This window comes from Uliginosibacterium gangwonense DSM 18521 (assembly GCF_000373965.1).
In the GTDB taxonomy this organism is placed as follows: Bacteria; Pseudomonadota; Gammaproteobacteria; order Burkholderiales; family Rhodocyclaceae; genus Uliginosibacterium; species Uliginosibacterium gangwonense.
The window spans coordinates 72,808-88,763 of sequence record NZ_KB892836.1; the positions used below are offsets into that span (position 1 = coordinate 72,808).

Annotated in this window: 15 protein-coding genes; 11 read left to right on the forward strand and 4 right to left on the reverse strand. The window is 56.7% G+C overall.

Annotation, left to right across the window (positions count from 1 at the left end):
• Positions 1–11: 11 nt before the first annotated feature.
• The 6 genes from B145_RS0105895 to B145_RS24580 all read left to right on the forward strand — a co-directional run bounded on the left by B145_RS0105895 (position 12) and on the right by B145_RS24580 (position 5,261).
• Positions 12–317, forward strand: coding sequence for an urease subunit beta (locus tag B145_RS0105895; RefSeq protein WP_018605858.1), 306 nt, complete (start codon positions 12–14; stop codon positions 315–317).
• A complete protein-coding gene (gene ureC, locus B145_RS0105900) occupies positions 317–2,023 on the forward strand; it encodes an urease subunit alpha (RefSeq protein ID WP_018605860.1) in 1,707 nt (568 codons plus the stop codon). Before B145_RS0105895 ends, ureC begins: the two co-directional genes overlap by 1 nt.
• Before the next feature lie 4 nt (positions 2,024–2,027).
• Positions 2,028–2,594, forward strand: coding sequence for an urease accessory protein UreE (gene ureE / locus B145_RS24575; protein ID WP_018605862.1), 567 nt, complete (start codon positions 2,028–2,030; stop codon positions 2,592–2,594).
• Entirely contained in the window at positions 2,591–3,283 is a 693-nt protein-coding gene (locus B145_RS0105910) for an urease accessory protein UreF (RefSeq protein WP_018605863.1), read from the forward strand. The genes ureE and B145_RS0105910 overlap by 4 nt, the downstream gene beginning before the upstream one ends.
• Positions 3,280–3,906 (forward strand): urease accessory protein UreG, encoded by a 627-nt coding sequence (gene ureG / locus B145_RS0105915; protein ID WP_018605864.1) that lies wholly within the window; start codon positions 3,280–3,282, stop codon positions 3,904–3,906. Before B145_RS0105910 ends, ureG begins: the two co-directional genes overlap by 4 nt.
• Positions 3,907–4,037: 131 nt before the next feature.
• Positions 4,038–5,261, forward strand: a complete 1,224-nt coding sequence (locus B145_RS24580; RefSeq protein WP_018605867.1) for an HD-GYP domain-containing protein — start codon at positions 4,038–4,040, stop codon at positions 5,259–5,261.
• A 101-nt stretch (positions 5,262–5,362) separates the two neighbouring features.
• Here B145_RS24580 and B145_RS0105925 read toward each other — a convergent pair whose 3' ends face one another.
• Positions 5,363–5,569, reverse strand: coding sequence for a hypothetical protein (locus B145_RS0105925; protein ID WP_018605869.1), 207 nt, complete (start codon positions 5,567–5,569; stop codon positions 5,363–5,365).
• Between the two features lie 142 nt (positions 5,570–5,711).
• Positions 5,712–7,289 (reverse strand): acetoacetate--CoA ligase, encoded by a 1,578-nt coding sequence (locus B145_RS26945; protein ID WP_018605871.1) that lies wholly within the window; start codon positions 7,287–7,289, stop codon positions 5,712–5,714.
• 221 nt (positions 7,290–7,510) lie between these two features.
• On the opposite strand from B145_RS26945, the gene B145_RS0105935 reads away from it, so the two are divergent.
• Both B145_RS0105935 and B145_RS0105940 read left to right on the forward strand, forming a co-directional pair.
• Positions 7,511–8,353, forward strand: coding sequence for a polysaccharide deacetylase family protein (locus tag B145_RS0105935; protein ID WP_018605873.1), 843 nt, complete (start codon positions 7,511–7,513; stop codon positions 8,351–8,353).
• A 130-nt stretch (positions 8,354–8,483) separates the two neighbouring features.
• Entirely contained in the window at positions 8,484–8,798 is a 315-nt protein-coding gene (locus tag B145_RS0105940) for a hypothetical protein (RefSeq protein ID WP_018605875.1), read from the forward strand.
• Positions 8,799–8,836: 38 nt separating this feature from the next.
• Here B145_RS0105940 and B145_RS0105945 read toward each other — a convergent pair whose 3' ends face one another.
• Together B145_RS0105945 and B145_RS0105950 are read right to left on the reverse strand one after the other, a co-directional pair.
• Positions 8,837–9,307 carry a ribonuclease HI family protein gene (locus B145_RS0105945; RefSeq protein ID WP_026258870.1) on the reverse strand — a complete coding sequence of 157 codons (471 nt, stop codon included), beginning with the start codon at positions 9,305–9,307 and terminating at the stop codon, positions 8,837–8,839.
• A 64-nt stretch (positions 9,308–9,371) separates the two neighbouring features.
• Positions 9,372–10,502, reverse strand: coding sequence for an ABC transporter substrate-binding protein (locus B145_RS0105950; RefSeq protein WP_018605879.1), 1,131 nt, complete (start codon positions 10,500–10,502; stop codon positions 9,372–9,374).
• A 287-nt stretch (positions 10,503–10,789) separates the two neighbouring features.
• Between B145_RS0105950 and B145_RS24590 the strand changes: the two genes are divergently transcribed.
• The 3 genes from B145_RS24590 to B145_RS0105965 all read left to right on the forward strand — a co-directional run bounded on the left by B145_RS24590 (position 10,790) and on the right by B145_RS0105965 (position 15,701).
• Positions 10,790–12,181 (forward strand): S41 family peptidase, encoded by a 1,392-nt coding sequence (locus tag B145_RS24590; RefSeq protein WP_169558539.1) that lies wholly within the window; start codon positions 10,790–10,792, stop codon positions 12,179–12,181.
• Between the two features lie 392 nt (positions 12,182–12,573).
• Positions 12,574–14,070: a tagaturonate reductase gene (locus B145_RS0105960; protein ID WP_018605882.1), complete on the forward strand. Its 1,497-nt coding sequence runs from the start codon at positions 12,574–12,576 to the stop codon at positions 14,068–14,070.
• Between the two features lie 116 nt (positions 14,071–14,186).
• Positions 14,187–15,701 (forward strand): UxaA family hydrolase, encoded by a 1,515-nt coding sequence (locus B145_RS0105965; RefSeq protein ID WP_018605884.1) that lies wholly within the window; start codon positions 14,187–14,189, stop codon positions 15,699–15,701.
• The last annotated feature ends 255 nt before the right edge of the window (positions 15,702–15,956 follow it).

Sequence of the window (15,956 nt, forward strand, 5' to 3'; positions counted from 1 at the left end):
GCGAGGCACACATGATTCCCGGCGAAATGTTTGTTGAACCCGGCGAACTGGAACTCAATGCCAGCCGCCCCAGCTTGACCATGGTAGTCGCCAACACAGGGGACCGCCCCATCCAGGTGGGCTCCCACTACCACTTCTTTGAAACCAACGCGGCCCTGTCCTTTGACCGCGACGCAGCCCGTGGTTATCGCCTTGATATTGCCGCAGGCACGGCGGTGCGCTTTGAGCCGGGCCAGACGCGTACCGTGCAACTCGTCGCACTGGAAGGCGAACGCAAGGTCTACGGTTTCCGTGGCTTGATTCAGGGAGCACTGTGATGAGTACAAAAATTTCCCGTCAGGCATATGCCGAAATGTTTGGCCCAACGTTGGGCGATCGCATGCGTCTGGCCGATACGGAACTCATTATCGAGGTGGAAAAGGACTTCACCTCCTATGGCGAAGAAGTGAAATTCGGCGGTGGCAAGGTCATCCGCGATGGCATGGGCCAAGGCCAGCGCTGCGCCGCCGAGGTAGCAGACACAGTGATCACCAATGCGCTGATCGTCGACGCGGTCACCGGCATCATCAAGGCAGATATCGGCCTGAAGGATGGGCGGATCGCGGGTATCGGCAAAGCGGGCAACCCGGACATTCAATCGGGCGTTGACATTGTCATCGGCCCAGGCACCGAAATCATTGCGGGTGAAGGGATGATCGTCACCGCAGGCGGTATCGATAGCCACATCCACTTCATCTGCCCGCAGCAGATTGAAGAAGCGCTGATGTCCGGGGTCACCACCATGATCGGCGGCGGCACCGGCCCTGCTACAGGTACGTTTGCCACCACCTGTACCCCAGGCCCCTGGCATATGCATCGCATGCTCGAAGCTGCTGAAGCCTTCCCGATGAACCTGGGTTTTCTCGGCAAAGGCAATGCCAGCCTACCCGAAGCCCTGCGTGAGCAGGTTGCAGCCGGGGCCATCGGGCTCAAGCTGCATGAAGATTGGGGCACCACCCCGGCGGCCATCGACTGTTGCCTGAGTGTGGCTGACGAGATGGATGTGCAGGTCGCCATCCACACCGACACCCTGAACGAATCAGGCTTCGTAGAGGCCACTATCGATGCCTTCAAAGGCCGCACCATCCACACCTTCCACACCGAAGGCGCGGGTGGCGGCCATGCCCCTGACATTATCCGTGCAGCGGGCCTGCCCAACGTGCTCCCCAGCTCCACCAATCCGACGATGCCCTACACGGTCAACACCATCGACGAGCATCTGGATATGCTGATGGTCTGCCACCACCTGGACCCGGCCATCGCTGAAGACATCGCTTTTGCAGAATCTCGCATCCGCCGCGAAACCATTGCCGCCGAAGACATCCTGCATGACATTGGCGCCTTCTCAATGATGAGTTCGGATTCGCAAGCCATGGGCCGCGTGGGCGAAGTCATCATCCGCACCTGGCAGGCTGCGCACAAGATGAAGGTGCAACGTGGGGCGCTCAAGGAAGACAGCAGCCGCAACGACAACACCCGCGTGCGCCGCTACATCGCCAAATACACCATCAATCCGGCACTGACGCATGGCATTGCCCACACGGTAGGCTCCATTGAAGTCGGCAAGCTTGCTGACCTCGTGCTATGGAAACCAGCTTTCTTTGGCGTGAAGCCCTCCCTGATTCTCAAGGGTGGGATGATTGCCGCTGCTGCAATGGGCGACCCGAATGCATCAATCCCCACCCCGCAGCCCGTGCACTATCGCCCGATGTTTGGCAGCTTTGGTAAAGCACTGAAGACCTCGGTCACCTTTGTTTCGCAAGCCGCGCTGAATAATCCAGCCATTGCCGCGCTCGGCCTGCAAAAGCCCTTGGTGGCCGTCTGCGGCACGCGCAAGCTGAGCAAGGCTGACATGGTCCTCAACAGTGCCACGCCAAAGATCGATGTCGATCCCGAAACCTATGCGGTGCGCGCCGATGGCGAATTGCTGGTGTGCGAGCCTGCCACCTCGCTGCCCATGACTCAACGTTATTTCCTGTTCTGAACCCATGCTGATTCTGAATCAACGCACCCAAGCCCCCGCCACTGATTCGGTGGCGCTGGCTTATGACGAACGCAAGCGTAGCCGCCTCAAAGTCACGCTGGCTTCTGGCATCGAAGCGGGCATTTTTCTCGAACGCGGCGAACACCTGCACGGGGGCGACAGACTCGCCTCCGAGGATGGCAAAAGCATCGTGGAAATCGTTGCTGCGCCTGAGAAGCTGATTGAGGTGGCCGCACACAGCCCCCTGCTCTTTGCCCGTACGGCCTATCATTTAGGCAACCGGCATGTGCCTGTGCAGATCATCCCGGAATCCGATGGCGGACGCCTGCGCTTCCAGACTGACCACGTGCTGGCCGAAATGGTCAAGGGGCTGGGATGCGAAGTCTGCGAGACCGAAGCCCCCTTCCAGCCAGAGTCAGGTGCCTATGGCTCACACGGCGGGCATCCCTATCACCATGGGCATGGGCACGATCATGAGCACAGCCATGATGAACTGCACGACCCCGGCCACGGCCCACATCGCTCTGTGCCCAAGATTCACGAGTTCAAACCCGTCGGGGCCAAGTCTTGACTAGCACCTCGTCCCTTGCCCTGGTCCGCCTGCTGCAACTGGCGAGCCCTGCCCTACCTGTAGGGGCCTATACCTACTCGCAGGGGCTGGAGTGGGCGGTGGAGTCTGGCCGTATCCGGGATGCCGCCGGTGCCGGGCAGTGGATTGGCGATCTGCTCAGGCACGGCATTGGGCGCCTTGAGGCGCCTTTGCTGGCTTGTTTAATAGAACATTGGCATTCCCACGCTCTTACGGAAATCACTCGCCTGAACGCAGACTTTCTTGCCAGCCGCGAGAGTGCCGAACTTCGTGCCGAAACTACGCAGATGGGCTTTTCACTCAAGCGCCTACTCACCGATCTGAATGACGCCGAACTTGCCCCCATTCTTGCGGGATTATCCAATCTGGGTGAAGTGGCTTTCCCTACGGCGTGGTCAGGCATCGCTGCCACATGGGGAATCGCCCCCCTGGACGCCATAACGGCCTACCTTTGGTCTTGGGCTGAAAATCAGGTGATGGCCGCACTCAAGGCCGTGCCGCTTGGTCAGGCCGCAGGCCAGCGTCTGCTCGCAGAGCTTGGACGGGATATTCCGCAACTGGCTCAAACCGCTCTGGCATTGCCCGAAGTAGAATGGTCCAACCTCACCCCTGCGTTCGCAATCTGTTGCGCACGTCATGAAACCCAATATTCACGTCTTTTCCGCTCATGAATACTTCCAACACCCACTCTGCGCCCCTTCGTGTCGGCATCGGCGGCCCTGTCGGTTCCGGCAAAACCGCATTGACTCTGGCCCTGTGTCAAGCACTGCGGGATCAGATCGATATGGCCGTCGTGACCAATGACATCTACACGGCGGAAGATGCGAAGTTCCTCGTCAATCATTCCGCACTGCCGCCTGAGCGCATCATGGGGGTGGAAACTGGCGGCTGCCCGCATACCGCGATCCGCGAAGATGCCTCCATCAACCTGGAGGCCATCGACCGCCTGCAACGCGCCTTCCCCATGGTGGAGCTGATTCTGGTGGAGTCCGGCGGCGACAATCTGGCTGCCACCTTTTCACCGGAACTCTCGGACCTCACGCTCTACGTGATTGACGTGGCTGCGGGCGAAAAAATCCCCCGCAAAGGCGGCCCCGGCATCACCAAATCAGACCTCCTGGTGATCAACAAGATTGACCTCGCCCCCATGGTTGGCGCCTCACTTGAAGTGATGGCGCACGACGCCAAGGCGCAGCGTGGTGAGCGCCCCTTTGTGTTCACCAACCTCAAGACAGGCGATGGCTTGGACAAGATTATTGCCTTCATCAAGGAACGCGGCATGCTGGCTTGCTGACCCCAGCTTAGCCATGCCGGGGTGGCGGGTTTGATATCAACCAAACCCGCCCAATTTGCCCCATGCCCTTCGGTACCGTTTCCCCCACCACCCCAGACTGCTTCCATTACGATAGGCATAAGGGGGAAAGCATGCATACGCAAACCGACCTACGGCATGTGATTTACGCTTTGTCCGATGCGCTCGACCTTGTGGGGATTGACGATATCAATCACGGCAAACGGGTCGGCATCATGGCTGCCGAATGCATGCGGCTGTATGGCGCACGCAGTCATGAGATCAACTTCATGTTCGATCTGGGTACGCTGCATGACATAGGCGTATCATCCACCCAAACCCACCGTAATCTGCTGCGCGAATTTGATTGGGAAGGCTCCCAGGAGCATTGCATCACAGGGGCAGCGCTGCTGCAGGATTTTGCAGCACTCAGCGAAATGGCCGCCCCCGTCCTGTACCACCATACCCGCTGGGATAAGCTGGTCGAACAAGGCGTACCGGAACCCGTAATTTGGCAAGCCAACCTGATCCTGCTGGCGGACCGGGTGGATGTCATGACTGCACCTTACTACGCTGATAGCAGCATGCTTGAACACGCAAGCGAAATCCGTGAACAGGTACAGATGTGCTCAGGCACCTACTTTGCACCAGAACTGGTGAAACTCTTCCTCGCCACGTCAAAAAGCGAGGCTTTCTGGCTTCAGTTGGAAACACATTCCATCCAACGCTACCTGCAAGACATGTTGCTGCAAGGCCCCAAAAGCCATGCTGACATGAGCGAATTGCGTCAGTTGGCCTCCATCTTCGCCCACATCGTAGATGCCAAGAGTGTGTTTACGGCCAGACATTCCCAAGGCGTAGCATCGCTATCGCGCTTCCTGGGGCAACGAATGGGTGTCAGCCCGGCCCACTGTGACAAGATCGAAATTGCCGGGCTGCTCCATGACTTGGGCAAATTGCGGATACCCGATGAAATCCTGGACAAACCTGGCAAGCTCGACAGCCGGGAACGCCAGATCATCAACACGCATAGTTTTGAGACTTACCAGATCCTGCGCCAAATCAAGGGCTTTGAAGAAATTACTCCGTGGGCGGCCTACCACCACGAAGCACCGGGAGGCAGCGGCTATCCCTTCCACCTCATGGGAGAAACCCTGCCATTGGAAGCCCGCATCCTACGCGTGGCAGACATTTTCCAGGCCATGGTACAAGAACGCCCCTACCGGGCCGGGCTCACGATCGAAGAGGTACGTGATTTCATGCTTGATATGGCGGGGCAAGGCAAGATCGACGGTGATGTCGTCAATGCTGCCCTGTGCGACCTAGATGAAACCATGCGGGTCGCCCTAGTGGTCTGAATACCCTGTAATCAGCCAGCATTGAGTGGCTTTTACCAAGAATCAACAAGCTGTGCGGAGCCGTTTAAAGCATGCGCACAGTTGTCGCCCCGGGCATAAAACTATAGCGAGTAACCCACGCCAAGTGCCACACCCGGCTCACGGCTCGGGCGGGTGACGCAATCCTTCAGCATCAAAGACATCGGCACTTTCAAGGTATTGGTCACAAACCATTTGTTGTAAAGCGTCGCAAGCTCTCCGCTGGACATGACGTTACCCATGGCTTTATCAACCAGGGCGCGGAATGCGGCATCGTCCTTGCACACCATCAGGAGCCATCGGCTCAACCGAAAAGGTTTTTGCGTAATTTATACAAGTTTAATGATTTTGATATTTCCGGTCATTTTCTACTGTTGCCCTACAACGATAGGCATCACGCCTGAGCAAACCACGAATTCATCAAGCTGCGATTCATTTCCCACACCCCATGATGCATCCCCGCAAGGTTTCTCTGCCCCTCGTCCCACGGCTCCATATGTTGGGAAAGTGTCTGAAATAGGCTTGGCGATAACGACTTCCATCCGGGTCATTCCAGATCATAACGGGCATGGAAGGGAAGGATTCGGTACACACCAATTCACCCTCGTCTCCAATCACGGCCCGGCCTGTTTGATCAAACACGGCAACCCCCATCCCCAAAGCTTTGTATTGAACATCGGCGTACCAAACGGGTTCCAGAGGGTTCCCCAACAGAAAACAAGACAGGGTATCAGGGCATCCTGATACGGCATTCAACCACAGCGTCTGCTTGATGTTCCGATAGACGTAATTGCTGATCTCTTCTGTCAAATTTGATTCAATTGTCATCAAACTCCGCAGATGATTCAGGTCATGGGTATGCACGGGCTTGATACCCCGCTTGAGCAAGGTCTCAAAGTAATCGAGAGGAGCACCGAAGTGGGTAAAGTGCTCTCCCTCAGCATAATCCCAGAGTGCATTTTCACTTCTCCCGAAAGGGGACCCATCATAGAGCATCAATGTAGCGCCAGAACCCAGTGCGCTGACCAACCAATACCATATCGCCTGACTACAGTTGGCGCTGAAGAACAATCGATCTCCCGCACGAATATCGCAGTGCAACTGATGTTCTTTCAAGTGCTGCAAAAGTGTGCCGCCCGCACCATGCGCAATGCATTTCAACGCCCCGCTTATGCCATGCGAAAATGTGATATAGAGTGGAAAAGAGAATGGCAACTCCACAAAATCGATTTGCGTAACCGCAGCGTAAGGCGCCAGATGATCCGCCCACGAGCAGACCTTGGGAATCGCCGCCCTTGCTGCATCCATCTCCTTGGCATCACTTTGTACGTAGGGTACAACCACCACGCCCAGCAAATCCGGCAATCGCCCAGCAATCTCGACTACACGCTCCAAGGCAGACTGGGTTTTTCCCTCATGCAAGCAACTGTCTGCCACAAACAAAAGCCTGGGCTGGATCTGGCCGAAACACTCGGAGACATCCTCCACACTACAATCAGGCGCCAGCGCAGAGAAAATCGCCCCCATGCTGGCCGCAGCCAACATCACAACAACCGTCTCCGGTAAAGTCGGCATGTAGGCGGCCACACGGTCGCCCTCGGTGACGCCCACCTTGCGCATGGCGGCAGCACACTGGGCAACCTGAGCATAAAGCTCGTCATGGCTCACGCTACGCCGAACGACATCCTCTCCGCGGAACACCAACGCCTCACCATCGCCACGATTGCGTAACAGGTTGCGTGCGAAATTCAGGTGCGCATCTGGGAACCATTGGGCGCTCAGCATGCCATCTGGTTCAATCAGCGGGGCATCCCCCTTCTCCCCCAAAACCCCACAGTAGTCCCAAAGATCGGACCAGAATTGTCCGCGCAGTGCCACAGACCAATGATGAAACTGATTGTAATCAGCAAATCGCCGCCCTCTGCGTTTTTCAACCTTCCGCCAAAACACCTGCATGTGCGAGCTGGCAGCGGCATAGGGGTCAGGCTGCCACAGTGGGCGTTGACTCATCGGGATGCCTCCGGGAGAACCCAATCATATATCCAGAGCACTCAAATTTTTAGTGTGATCTTTCGGTTTATGTTCTAGCGCAGCATCCATGCGGAGTTTCGCCCGTCAGGGCACCTATCACCGGGCATTTGACGTGCCTTAAACTGGTCAGGCCACTTGCTCGCAAGTATGGGCTACCCTGTGAGAAAATTGCGCTTCGACACACACTGGAGCATTGCAACATGGAATGGCTGGTTATCTGCTTCCCCGGTGGGCGCCACAAGGCCCTGACCCTGAGCTACGATGACGGCAAGATTGCCGACCGCCGACTGGTTGAAATTCTCAACCGCCATGGCTTGAAAGCCAGCTTCAACCTCAATGGCGACAAATTTGGCCGGGATGGCCGCATTGAGCGCAGCGAAGTTGCAGCGCTCTACCAAGGGCACGAGATCGCCGCCCACTCGCTCACCCACCCTACCTTGTCACGCTGCCCGCGCGAGATCATGGTGCAGCAGATTTTTGATGATCGCCGCCGCCTGGAAGATCTGGCAGGCTACCCGGTGCGCGGCTTTGCCTATCCCAATGGCCAACACACCCCGGAACTGCACCGCCTGCTCCCAGAGCTTGGAATCGCCTACGCCCGCACGGTAGACTCAAACGGCCAGTTCCTGCTGCCCACCCAACCCATGGTCTGGCAGCCAACCTGCCACCACAAGGACCGTCTGTTGGAACGCGCAGAAACCTTCCTGGCGCGCCAGAAATCCCAATACCTGGATCTGTTCTACCTGTGGGGACACAGCTATGAATTTGATAACGACAACAATTGGGAGGTGATTGAGAATTTTTCCGTCCTCATGGCTGGGCATGATGACATCTGGTATGCCACCAACATCGAAATCATTGATTACCTTGAAGCAGCACAGCGCCTGCGACTGACTGCCAGAGGAGATGTTGCGCACAACCCTTCTGCCATTTCTGTGTGGATCAGGTATGACAAGCACGATGGCAACACCCAGCACCCGGTCATCTGCGAAGTGCCGCCAGGGGCCACGATCCACCTGCCTCAAGACACGCCAAAGGCATAACATTATTTATAAAATGGTTATGCGAGTAATGCCAAATCCGTCACAAACCATTGCGGATTCTCGATCTCCGACGAACGGCAGGCATAGCAATTGCTAAATCCTGGTGAGATCTTCACCTGGGATAAGAGAAATGGACCAAGCCGTTCTGCAACTTCTTGCTCGTATCAAGATCCGCCTGCGTCACGACAAAGGCATTATCCTCAACACTCAACGCTTCTTCTCAGACCTTGCCTATGCAGGGCAAGTGCTTGATGCGGCAGAAGAAAGCGAAGACGTGGAGCTTGTCACCGCCTCACTGGACATCCGCAACCGTTTAGGCTGGATCAGCGTCCAGGCGCCACATGCCCCTATCACGAGTTCGCCCAATAGCAGTGCAAACAAAGCGCCCCAATCCAGTGCCCCAAAAGCGGAATCCGGGCGCTACGTATTTGGTGCGCGTTCCTGAAAACAGGCCACTTCCAGGCTCATTTGAAATACTCCCCCTCAATGGCGGCGCCTGGACGGTCGGGGGGAAACGGGAGGGCGCTCCTTCAATCCCAAGGCCTGCCGCGAGAGGCGGTCTGCCGATAAATTGCGATGTTGGGGCAGCCAACGCAATTCGATTTGCTCAAAGTGCCCCATCAGAATACGAATGTCAGCAAATAGCGACGAGAGACGCTGCGCTTCCTTGCTGTAGGCATCCAACGACAAACGCACTGCCACATCGCTATCTGACCACACCTGCAAATGGCGTATGCCATGCGCCAAGGCATGTTCAAGCAGGCCGCGCAATGCCAAAGCCTCTGCCTCATTATTGCAGCCCGTGCGGCCCATTGCGACGGAAAAGACCAGTTCCTCGCCTTGCGGCCCGCGCAGAAGCCCGCCAATGCCCATCCGCCCAGGGTTTGGCACGGCTGAGCCATCACACCAACCCTGCCACCGGGCTGAGGTCGATTCACTTTCTTGCCTGTCCACACGCCATCCTGTTCCAAAAGGGTGATCAGCATACAACCCTTTTGGCGCATGGAACATACATCCGCTACAGTAGTTTGCCTTCGCGCGAGATCATGGCCATCTCGATCTTTTCCACTGCACGGTTGTTAGCCAGATTGACTTTCCAGCCTCCCACATCCAGCATGCCTACACGCTTTTGCGCCACACTGACCAGATGCCTGGGGTTCTCGGCTTTCCGCAATACCGTCAGCAAAGTCTGCCCGGCAATAAAACCCTCCAGCCCCGCCGAGGTGGGCGCTTCGTCCATGTACTTGGCCATGGTGCGCTTGAAATTGGTCACGATCGGCACCACGCCATTGACCGGATCAGGCACCACCCGGGATACCATCAGGCCATGGGCCAAGGCGGGGCCGATCAACTGCTGAACCATCTGCACATCAACAGCGGACCCCAGGCAAATGAACAAGCCGGGCAACCGGGTGCGCAAGAGCTTGGTGATCTCAGCCGCAGAAAATGCATCCGCCATAATCACCACCGCCTGCACCCGATCTTTTTCGATTGCACTGACCACGGCGGCCGCGTTGCTTCCGCCTTCCTTGAGCGCATAGGCACGCGGCACCTCGGTATAGCGCTCCTTGATTCCGGCCAACGCAGCATCCCGCACCGCGACCATGGAGGCGGATGCCGTATTGACCAGCGCCAGACGGGATAATGACATCTTGATAAATCGATCCAGGATTGCCACCATCTCGTCTGCACTACTCGGGCGCAGATAGACCGCCCGCCCCTTTGCAGCAGGATGATCGATCCCGGTAATGGGCGCGAAAATTTCAATGTCCGAATTTTTGAAGGATGGCGAATTGACGACGGCCTCTACGCAGGATTCCGAACTCAGCCCAAACAAAACATCGGCACGCTCATCCTCAATCAGGCGCTTGGCATTGGCAACAGCGCGTGCAGGATCGCCACCGTCGTCCAACTGAATAAACCGGATATGGCGCCCGCCAAGCCCATCGCCTGCATTGGCTTGGTCAAACGCCAGCTTGGCACCGGTAAAGTAGTCACGCCCCAAATTCTGCATGCTGCCAGACAAGTCGACGGTCTGCCCGATCACAATCTGACGACGTGCAGCGCTTTCCTGTGCTTGAGCCCGTAACGGGAATGACAAAAAAGACAGTGCAGCCACAGAACTACCCAGAAACGCTCGCCGATCCATCGTGCAACCCCAACTGAAGTGAAGCAAGGCGAACCATTCTGTTCAGCACACATTTCGGCAATGTTACAAGGCGAAGCAATCAACGCGGGACAAGGAACTATTTGGCACCCTCTGCGTAATCAAACAGCCCACCAAATATGAAACACCCCCTCAAATCCGAACAAGATCATTGTATTACCGCAAATTTGCACACATTTACATTCGTCTATACAATACCCACGCATGAATCCTGCCCTATTTTTCATGGCGTAGGAATTATTCCAAAGGTCCGACGCATGCTTAAGCACTTGAAAACAAATCTCCTTGTTTTACCGTTACTGATCGCCACAAGCATATTGGCGGGTTGCGGCGGAGGTGGCGGCGGATCGTCAAATACCACCACGACAACAGACTGCTCGACCTTGGGGCAATTAAGATTTGTGCGCCAGCATGTAGATGATAAATATCTGTTCTACCAATATGCAGGCACAACACGCCCAGAGAACTATCCCTATTCGCCCATCCAGTATTTTGAGGACATCACAGTCAACACGATCCCGAGTATTGATCGGTTCAGCTATGCCATTCCCACCTCACAGGCGTATTCGAGCCTGCAGGAAGGGCAAAGCATGGATCTGGGCATTCGTGGTGAGTACGACCAGAATAATGCACTTCGCATTTCCTACATAGAGCCCAATTCCAGCGCTGCCACGGCTGGCCTGCAACGCGGCGACCAGATCATTGCCATCAATGGCAGCACCGTTACCAGCGCAGGGGTTACCCAGGCCCAGTACGACGCGCTTTTTGCGTCCCCCAGTGGAACCTACGTTTCCATCACCTACCTGCACCCAGGTAACGCCGCCAGTACCGCTGTCAATTTGCGAACCACCACCTACGCCGATACGCCGGTTCCTTTCATCGGTGTTGCAACACTTGGCACAGGCGGAGCGACCAAAAAAGCAGGTTATCTAGTCTTCAACGAGCACACAGTTCCAGCAGAAGGCCAATTGGCAGACGCCTTCAATTCCCTGGCACAAGCCAATGTAACGGACCTCATCCTGGATCTGCGCTACAACCGGGGCGGCTATACCGCAATCGCCTCTGAAGTGGCCTACATGATTGCGGGGAGCACGGCAACCTCCAAAAAGGTGTTTGAGTATGTGCTGCACAACGACAAACATAGCGCCGAAGACTATTACGAGCCCTTCTACAACGCCATGGGGCTGACAACCGGCCGCTACGCTGAGAAGCTCCCTGCGCTCAACCTGAGCCGGGTGTATGTGCTGACATCGGCCTCTACCTGCTCGGCCAGTGAGATGATCATCAACGGCCTGCGCGGAATCGACATCCCGGTCATCATCGTCGGCGGTACCACCTGCGGAAAACCCTATGGCATGCAGCAGGCGGACTACTGCGGGACTTCTTATTTTGCCCTCCAGTTCCAGACGGCCAATGCCAAAAACGAGGGCGGCTATATCTCTGGCTTCACCCCAAGTTGTACCGCCTCGGACGACCTTGCTCACCAACTGGGTGACTCAAACGAGCAAATGCTATCCATGGCATTGAATCACATCTCCACAGGACAATGCAGCACGGGCAGCCCCAGCACGGCAATCGCCTCTACGGCGGGCAAGCGCTCAACACTCAAACCTGTTGTGCCCCCCCAGCACGCGGGAGCCGTGATTCTGCCTCAGCGTTGAAAAGCATCAATTCATACGCCAAAGCCCGCTGCCAATGCGGGCTTTTTCATGTCGGCCCTACCCCGGGCAACGTGGAGCAGGCAATCGGGTAGCCCTCCTGAAATACGCCACTCGCCCTGCTAGGGTTGCAAGGCAAGAAAGTGTCTGAAGCCTGTGCTATATGCAGAGGGGGCCACGCCCCCCTGGCATCACACGCGCCAACCCAGTTGCTCAGGGTCAAAACCACTGAAGATAAATGGCTTTTCCCAGCCCGGATAGGGGAATTGGAATTGAAAAGTTGTAAAACTTATCTGGATTTTTCTTTTGTTTGGACGTAAAGTTGTCAGACATAAGGGTGGCAATTTCAGCCTCCCAAACCAGACCCTGCGTTCACACACCTGGAGGTTATTACCGTGCTTGCCCTGAATCGTTCCAATCTTGCCGAAGGCAAACTCAAGCTTGATGCCAGCGCCCCTTCCAAGCTACCGCCCGTGCGAATCCTGCAGATTGGCGATGGTAACTTCCTGCGCGCCTTTGCTGACTGGATGATCGACATGGCCAACGGTGCTGGGCTGTTCAATGGCGAAGTAACCATTGCTCAACCGCTCGCACGCGGGATTGCTGATCTGATGAACGCCCAGGATGGCCTCTATACCGTGCTGCTGCGCGGGGTGCAAGGTGGCGAAAGTATTGACGCCCGTCGCGTGGTCAGCTGTGTGAAAAAAGCCTTGAACCCCTACGCACAGTGGGCCGAGATGCTGGCCACGGCTCAAGATCCGACCCTGCGCTTTGTGGTTTCAAACACCACCGAAGCGGGTATCGCCTATGTGGATGAAGCCTTTGTTGGCGGCAAGTGCCCGGACAACTTCCCGGCCAAGATCGCCGCGTTGCTGCTGGCCCGCTATATGGCGCTGGGCGCCTCTGCAAAAACCGGCCTGGTATTCCTGCCCTGCGAACTGATCGAAGCCAATGGCAGCAAACTGCGCAGCTACGTGTTGCAACATGCCGAAGCCTGGAAGCTGCCAGCCGACTTCATCACCTGGGTCAAGGATCACAACGTTTTCTGCAACACGCTGGTTGACCGTATCGTTCCGGGCTTCCCCGCAGCCGAAGCAGATGGCCTGTATGGCGAATTCGGGTTCAAGGATCCCCTCCTGGTTGCCGCCGAACCCTTCCACCTGTGGGTGATCGAAGGCCCGGCTGCCATTGGTGACGAATTCCCCTTGCATAAGGCGGGCCTGGATGTTGTCTGGACCAACGACCTACAACCCTACCGTACCCGCAAGGTGCGCATCCTCAACGGTGCCCACACCGCCAGCTCGCTGGGTGCCTATTGTGCCGGTCTGGATACGGTGAAGTCGATGACTGAAGACCCCATCGTCTCCAAGTATCTGAACAAGGTGATGTTCGAAGAGATCGTCCCCTTCGTGCCGCTGCCTGATGCAGAACGCCGCGCCTATGCCGACACCATCATGGAACGTTTTGCCAATCCGCACATCCGTCACGAACTGATTTCGATTGCGCTCAACTCCGTCTCCAAGTGGCAGGTTCGCGTGCTGCCCACCGTCAAGGATTACGCCGCCAAGCATGGCAAGGCTCCGGCCGGGCTGTCGTTCTCGCTGGCTGCCCTGCTCAATTTCTACCACGGCAAATTCAATGCAGCGGGCGAATTTGAAGGCACGCGTGAGGCCGGTGTCTACCCGATCCGTGATAATGCCGATGTATTGGATATCCTGAACACGGCCTGGAAGGCCGCCAAGGACGCAGCAACCTTCACCCAGGTCGTGCTGGCCGATGCCCGCCTGTGGGGTGAAGACCTGACCAAGGTCGCAGGCTTGGCTGAACAGACGGCTGCCGCGCTAGCCCGCATTCAGGCCGTGGGCGTCAAGGCTGCCATGGCAGAGCTGTAATAATGTAGTGTGAGCAGGCGAGTTGCCAAACGCAGATCGCCTGCCCTATTTGGATTTTCCTTTTGGTTTGTGGCTCACCCTGGTACGGGAATGCGAGCCCCAGCGGAGCAGAAAACATGTCTCAATCTTCCGTGATCCGGTTGCACGCCAATGACGATGTATTGATCGCCACCGAGCAACTGATGCCAGGTGCAACAATCGAAACCGAATCGCTCACCATCCGTGAGCTGATCCCCCCCGGCCACAAACTTGCTGCCCATGACATCAAGGCGGGTGAAGCCGTGCGCCGCTATAACCAGATCATCGGCTTTGCTAAAGCCGATATCGGCGCAGGCCGCCATGTGCACGCCCATAACCTGGGGATGGGCGAATTCGAACGTGATTATGGCATCGGCCAAGGTGTGCATGAAACACCCAAGGTTGCCAAGCCCGCAACCTTCAAAGGCTACAAGCGCCCCAATGGCAAGGTCGGCACACGCAACTATATCGCCGTCATTGCGTCGGTAAACTGCTCTGCCACCGTCACACGTGCCATTGCCAACCACTTTAGCAAAGAACGTCTGGCTGCCTTCCCCAATGTGGATGGCGTGATTGCCCTACCCCACCCACTCGGCTGCGGCCTGAATGTGGTTGGTGAAGGCATGGACATCCTGCGCCGCACCATGATCGGCTATGCCAAGCATCCGAACTTCGCTGGCGTCCTGTTCGTTGGCCTGGGCTGCGAACAGAATCAGGTGTTGCCATTGATCGAAAAAGTCGGCGCACATGAAGAAGGCATGCTCCGCCATGTCATCATGCAGACAGAAGGCGGCACCCGCGCAGCGATCCAGAAAGGCATTCAGGAAGTTGAAGCCATGCTTCCGCGTGCCAACAGCTACAAGCGTGAAGAAGCCTCCATCAGCAACCTGATTGTGGGCCTGAATTGCGGCGGCTCGGATGGCTATTCCGGCATCACTGCCAACCCGGCGCTCGGGGGGGCTGTCGATATGCTGGTGGCACATGGCGCCACCGCAATCCTGTCGGAAACTCCGGAAATTTACGGCGCTGAACACCTGCTGACACGCCGTGCAGCCAATACAGAAATTGCCGAAAAGCTGATCGGCCGCATCAAGTGGTGGAAGGACTACACCGCCCGCACTGGCGGAGAAATGGACAATAATCCCTCTGTTGGCAATAAGGCGGGGGGCTTGACGACCATCCTGGAAAAATCGCTTGGCGCAGTTGCCAAAGGCGGCACCACTACGCTCAACGGCGTCTACCTCTATGCCGAATCAATTGATGCCAAAGGCTTTGTCTACATGGACACCCCGGGATATGACCCCGTCTCGGCAACAGGCCAGGCAGCCGGCGGCGCACAATTGATCTGCTTTACCACCGGCCGTGGTTCAGCCTTTGGCTGTGCGGGTGTGCCCACCATCAAGCTTGCGACCAACAACGCTTTGTTTGAACGCATGCGCGATGATATGGACGTCAACTGTGGCGATCTGATCACCGGCACCCCCATGCCGGAAATCAGCCAACGCATCTTCGACGCCATCCTCCGCCACGCCTCAGGCGAAAAGGTGCGTAGCGAAGAGCTGGGATACGGCAACGACGAATTTCTGCCCTGGCAAGTCGGCGCAGTCATGTAACACCCAATCAGTATCATCATCACAAAAACGCCGCTTGAAAGCGGCGTTTTTATTGCTCAAATTTGAGGACGGCTGCGGATACCAGGGGCCGCACTGCTTGGCTGCACCGCAGTCGACACATGCCTTTGGTGATTTATGCCAGCGTTGAATTTTTACTGCGGCCTCTCCGGTGTGCTGAACACCCTGTTTGTTGTAACACTCGCAGACGTCCGGGCTACCCACAGACACCCGCTATTCCTGCTAGCGGGCGTCGCG

Excerpts from the sequence above, each read along its gene's own strand:
- B145_RS0105895 (WP_018605858.1), top strand. The coding sequence starts at position 12 with ATGATTCCCGGCGAAATGTTTGTTGAACCCGGCGAACTGGAACTCAAT.
- ureC (WP_018605860.1), top strand. The coding sequence starts at position 317 with ATGAGTACAAAAATTTCCCGTCAGGCATATGCCGAAATGTTTGGCCCA.
- ureE (WP_018605862.1), top strand. The coding sequence starts at position 2,028 with ATGCTGATTCTGAATCAACGCACCCAAGCCCCCGCCACTGATTCGGTG.
- ureG (WP_018605864.1), top strand. The coding sequence starts at position 3,280 with ATGAATACTTCCAACACCCACTCTGCGCCCCTTCGTGTCGGCATCGGC.
- B145_RS24580 (WP_018605867.1), top strand. The coding sequence starts at position 4,038 with ATGCATACGCAAACCGACCTACGGCATGTGATTTACGCTTTGTCCGAT.
- B145_RS0105925 (WP_018605869.1), bottom strand. The coding sequence starts at position 5,569 with ATGGTGTGCAAGGACGATGCCGCATTCCGCGCCCTGGTTGATAAAGCC.
- B145_RS26945 (WP_018605871.1), bottom strand. The coding sequence starts at position 7,289 with ATGAGTCAACGCCCACTGTGGCAGCCTGACCCCTATGCCGCTGCCAGC.
- B145_RS0105935 (WP_018605873.1), top strand. The coding sequence starts at position 7,511 with ATGGAATGGCTGGTTATCTGCTTCCCCGGTGGGCGCCACAAGGCCCTG.
- B145_RS0105940 (WP_018605875.1), top strand. The coding sequence starts at position 8,484 with ATGGACCAAGCCGTTCTGCAACTTCTTGCTCGTATCAAGATCCGCCTG.
- B145_RS0105950 (WP_018605879.1), bottom strand. The coding sequence starts at position 10,502 with ATGGATCGGCGAGCGTTTCTGGGTAGTTCTGTGGCTGCACTGTCTTTT.
- B145_RS0105965 (WP_018605884.1), top strand. The coding sequence starts at position 14,187 with ATGTCTCAATCTTCCGTGATCCGGTTGCACGCCAATGACGATGTATTG.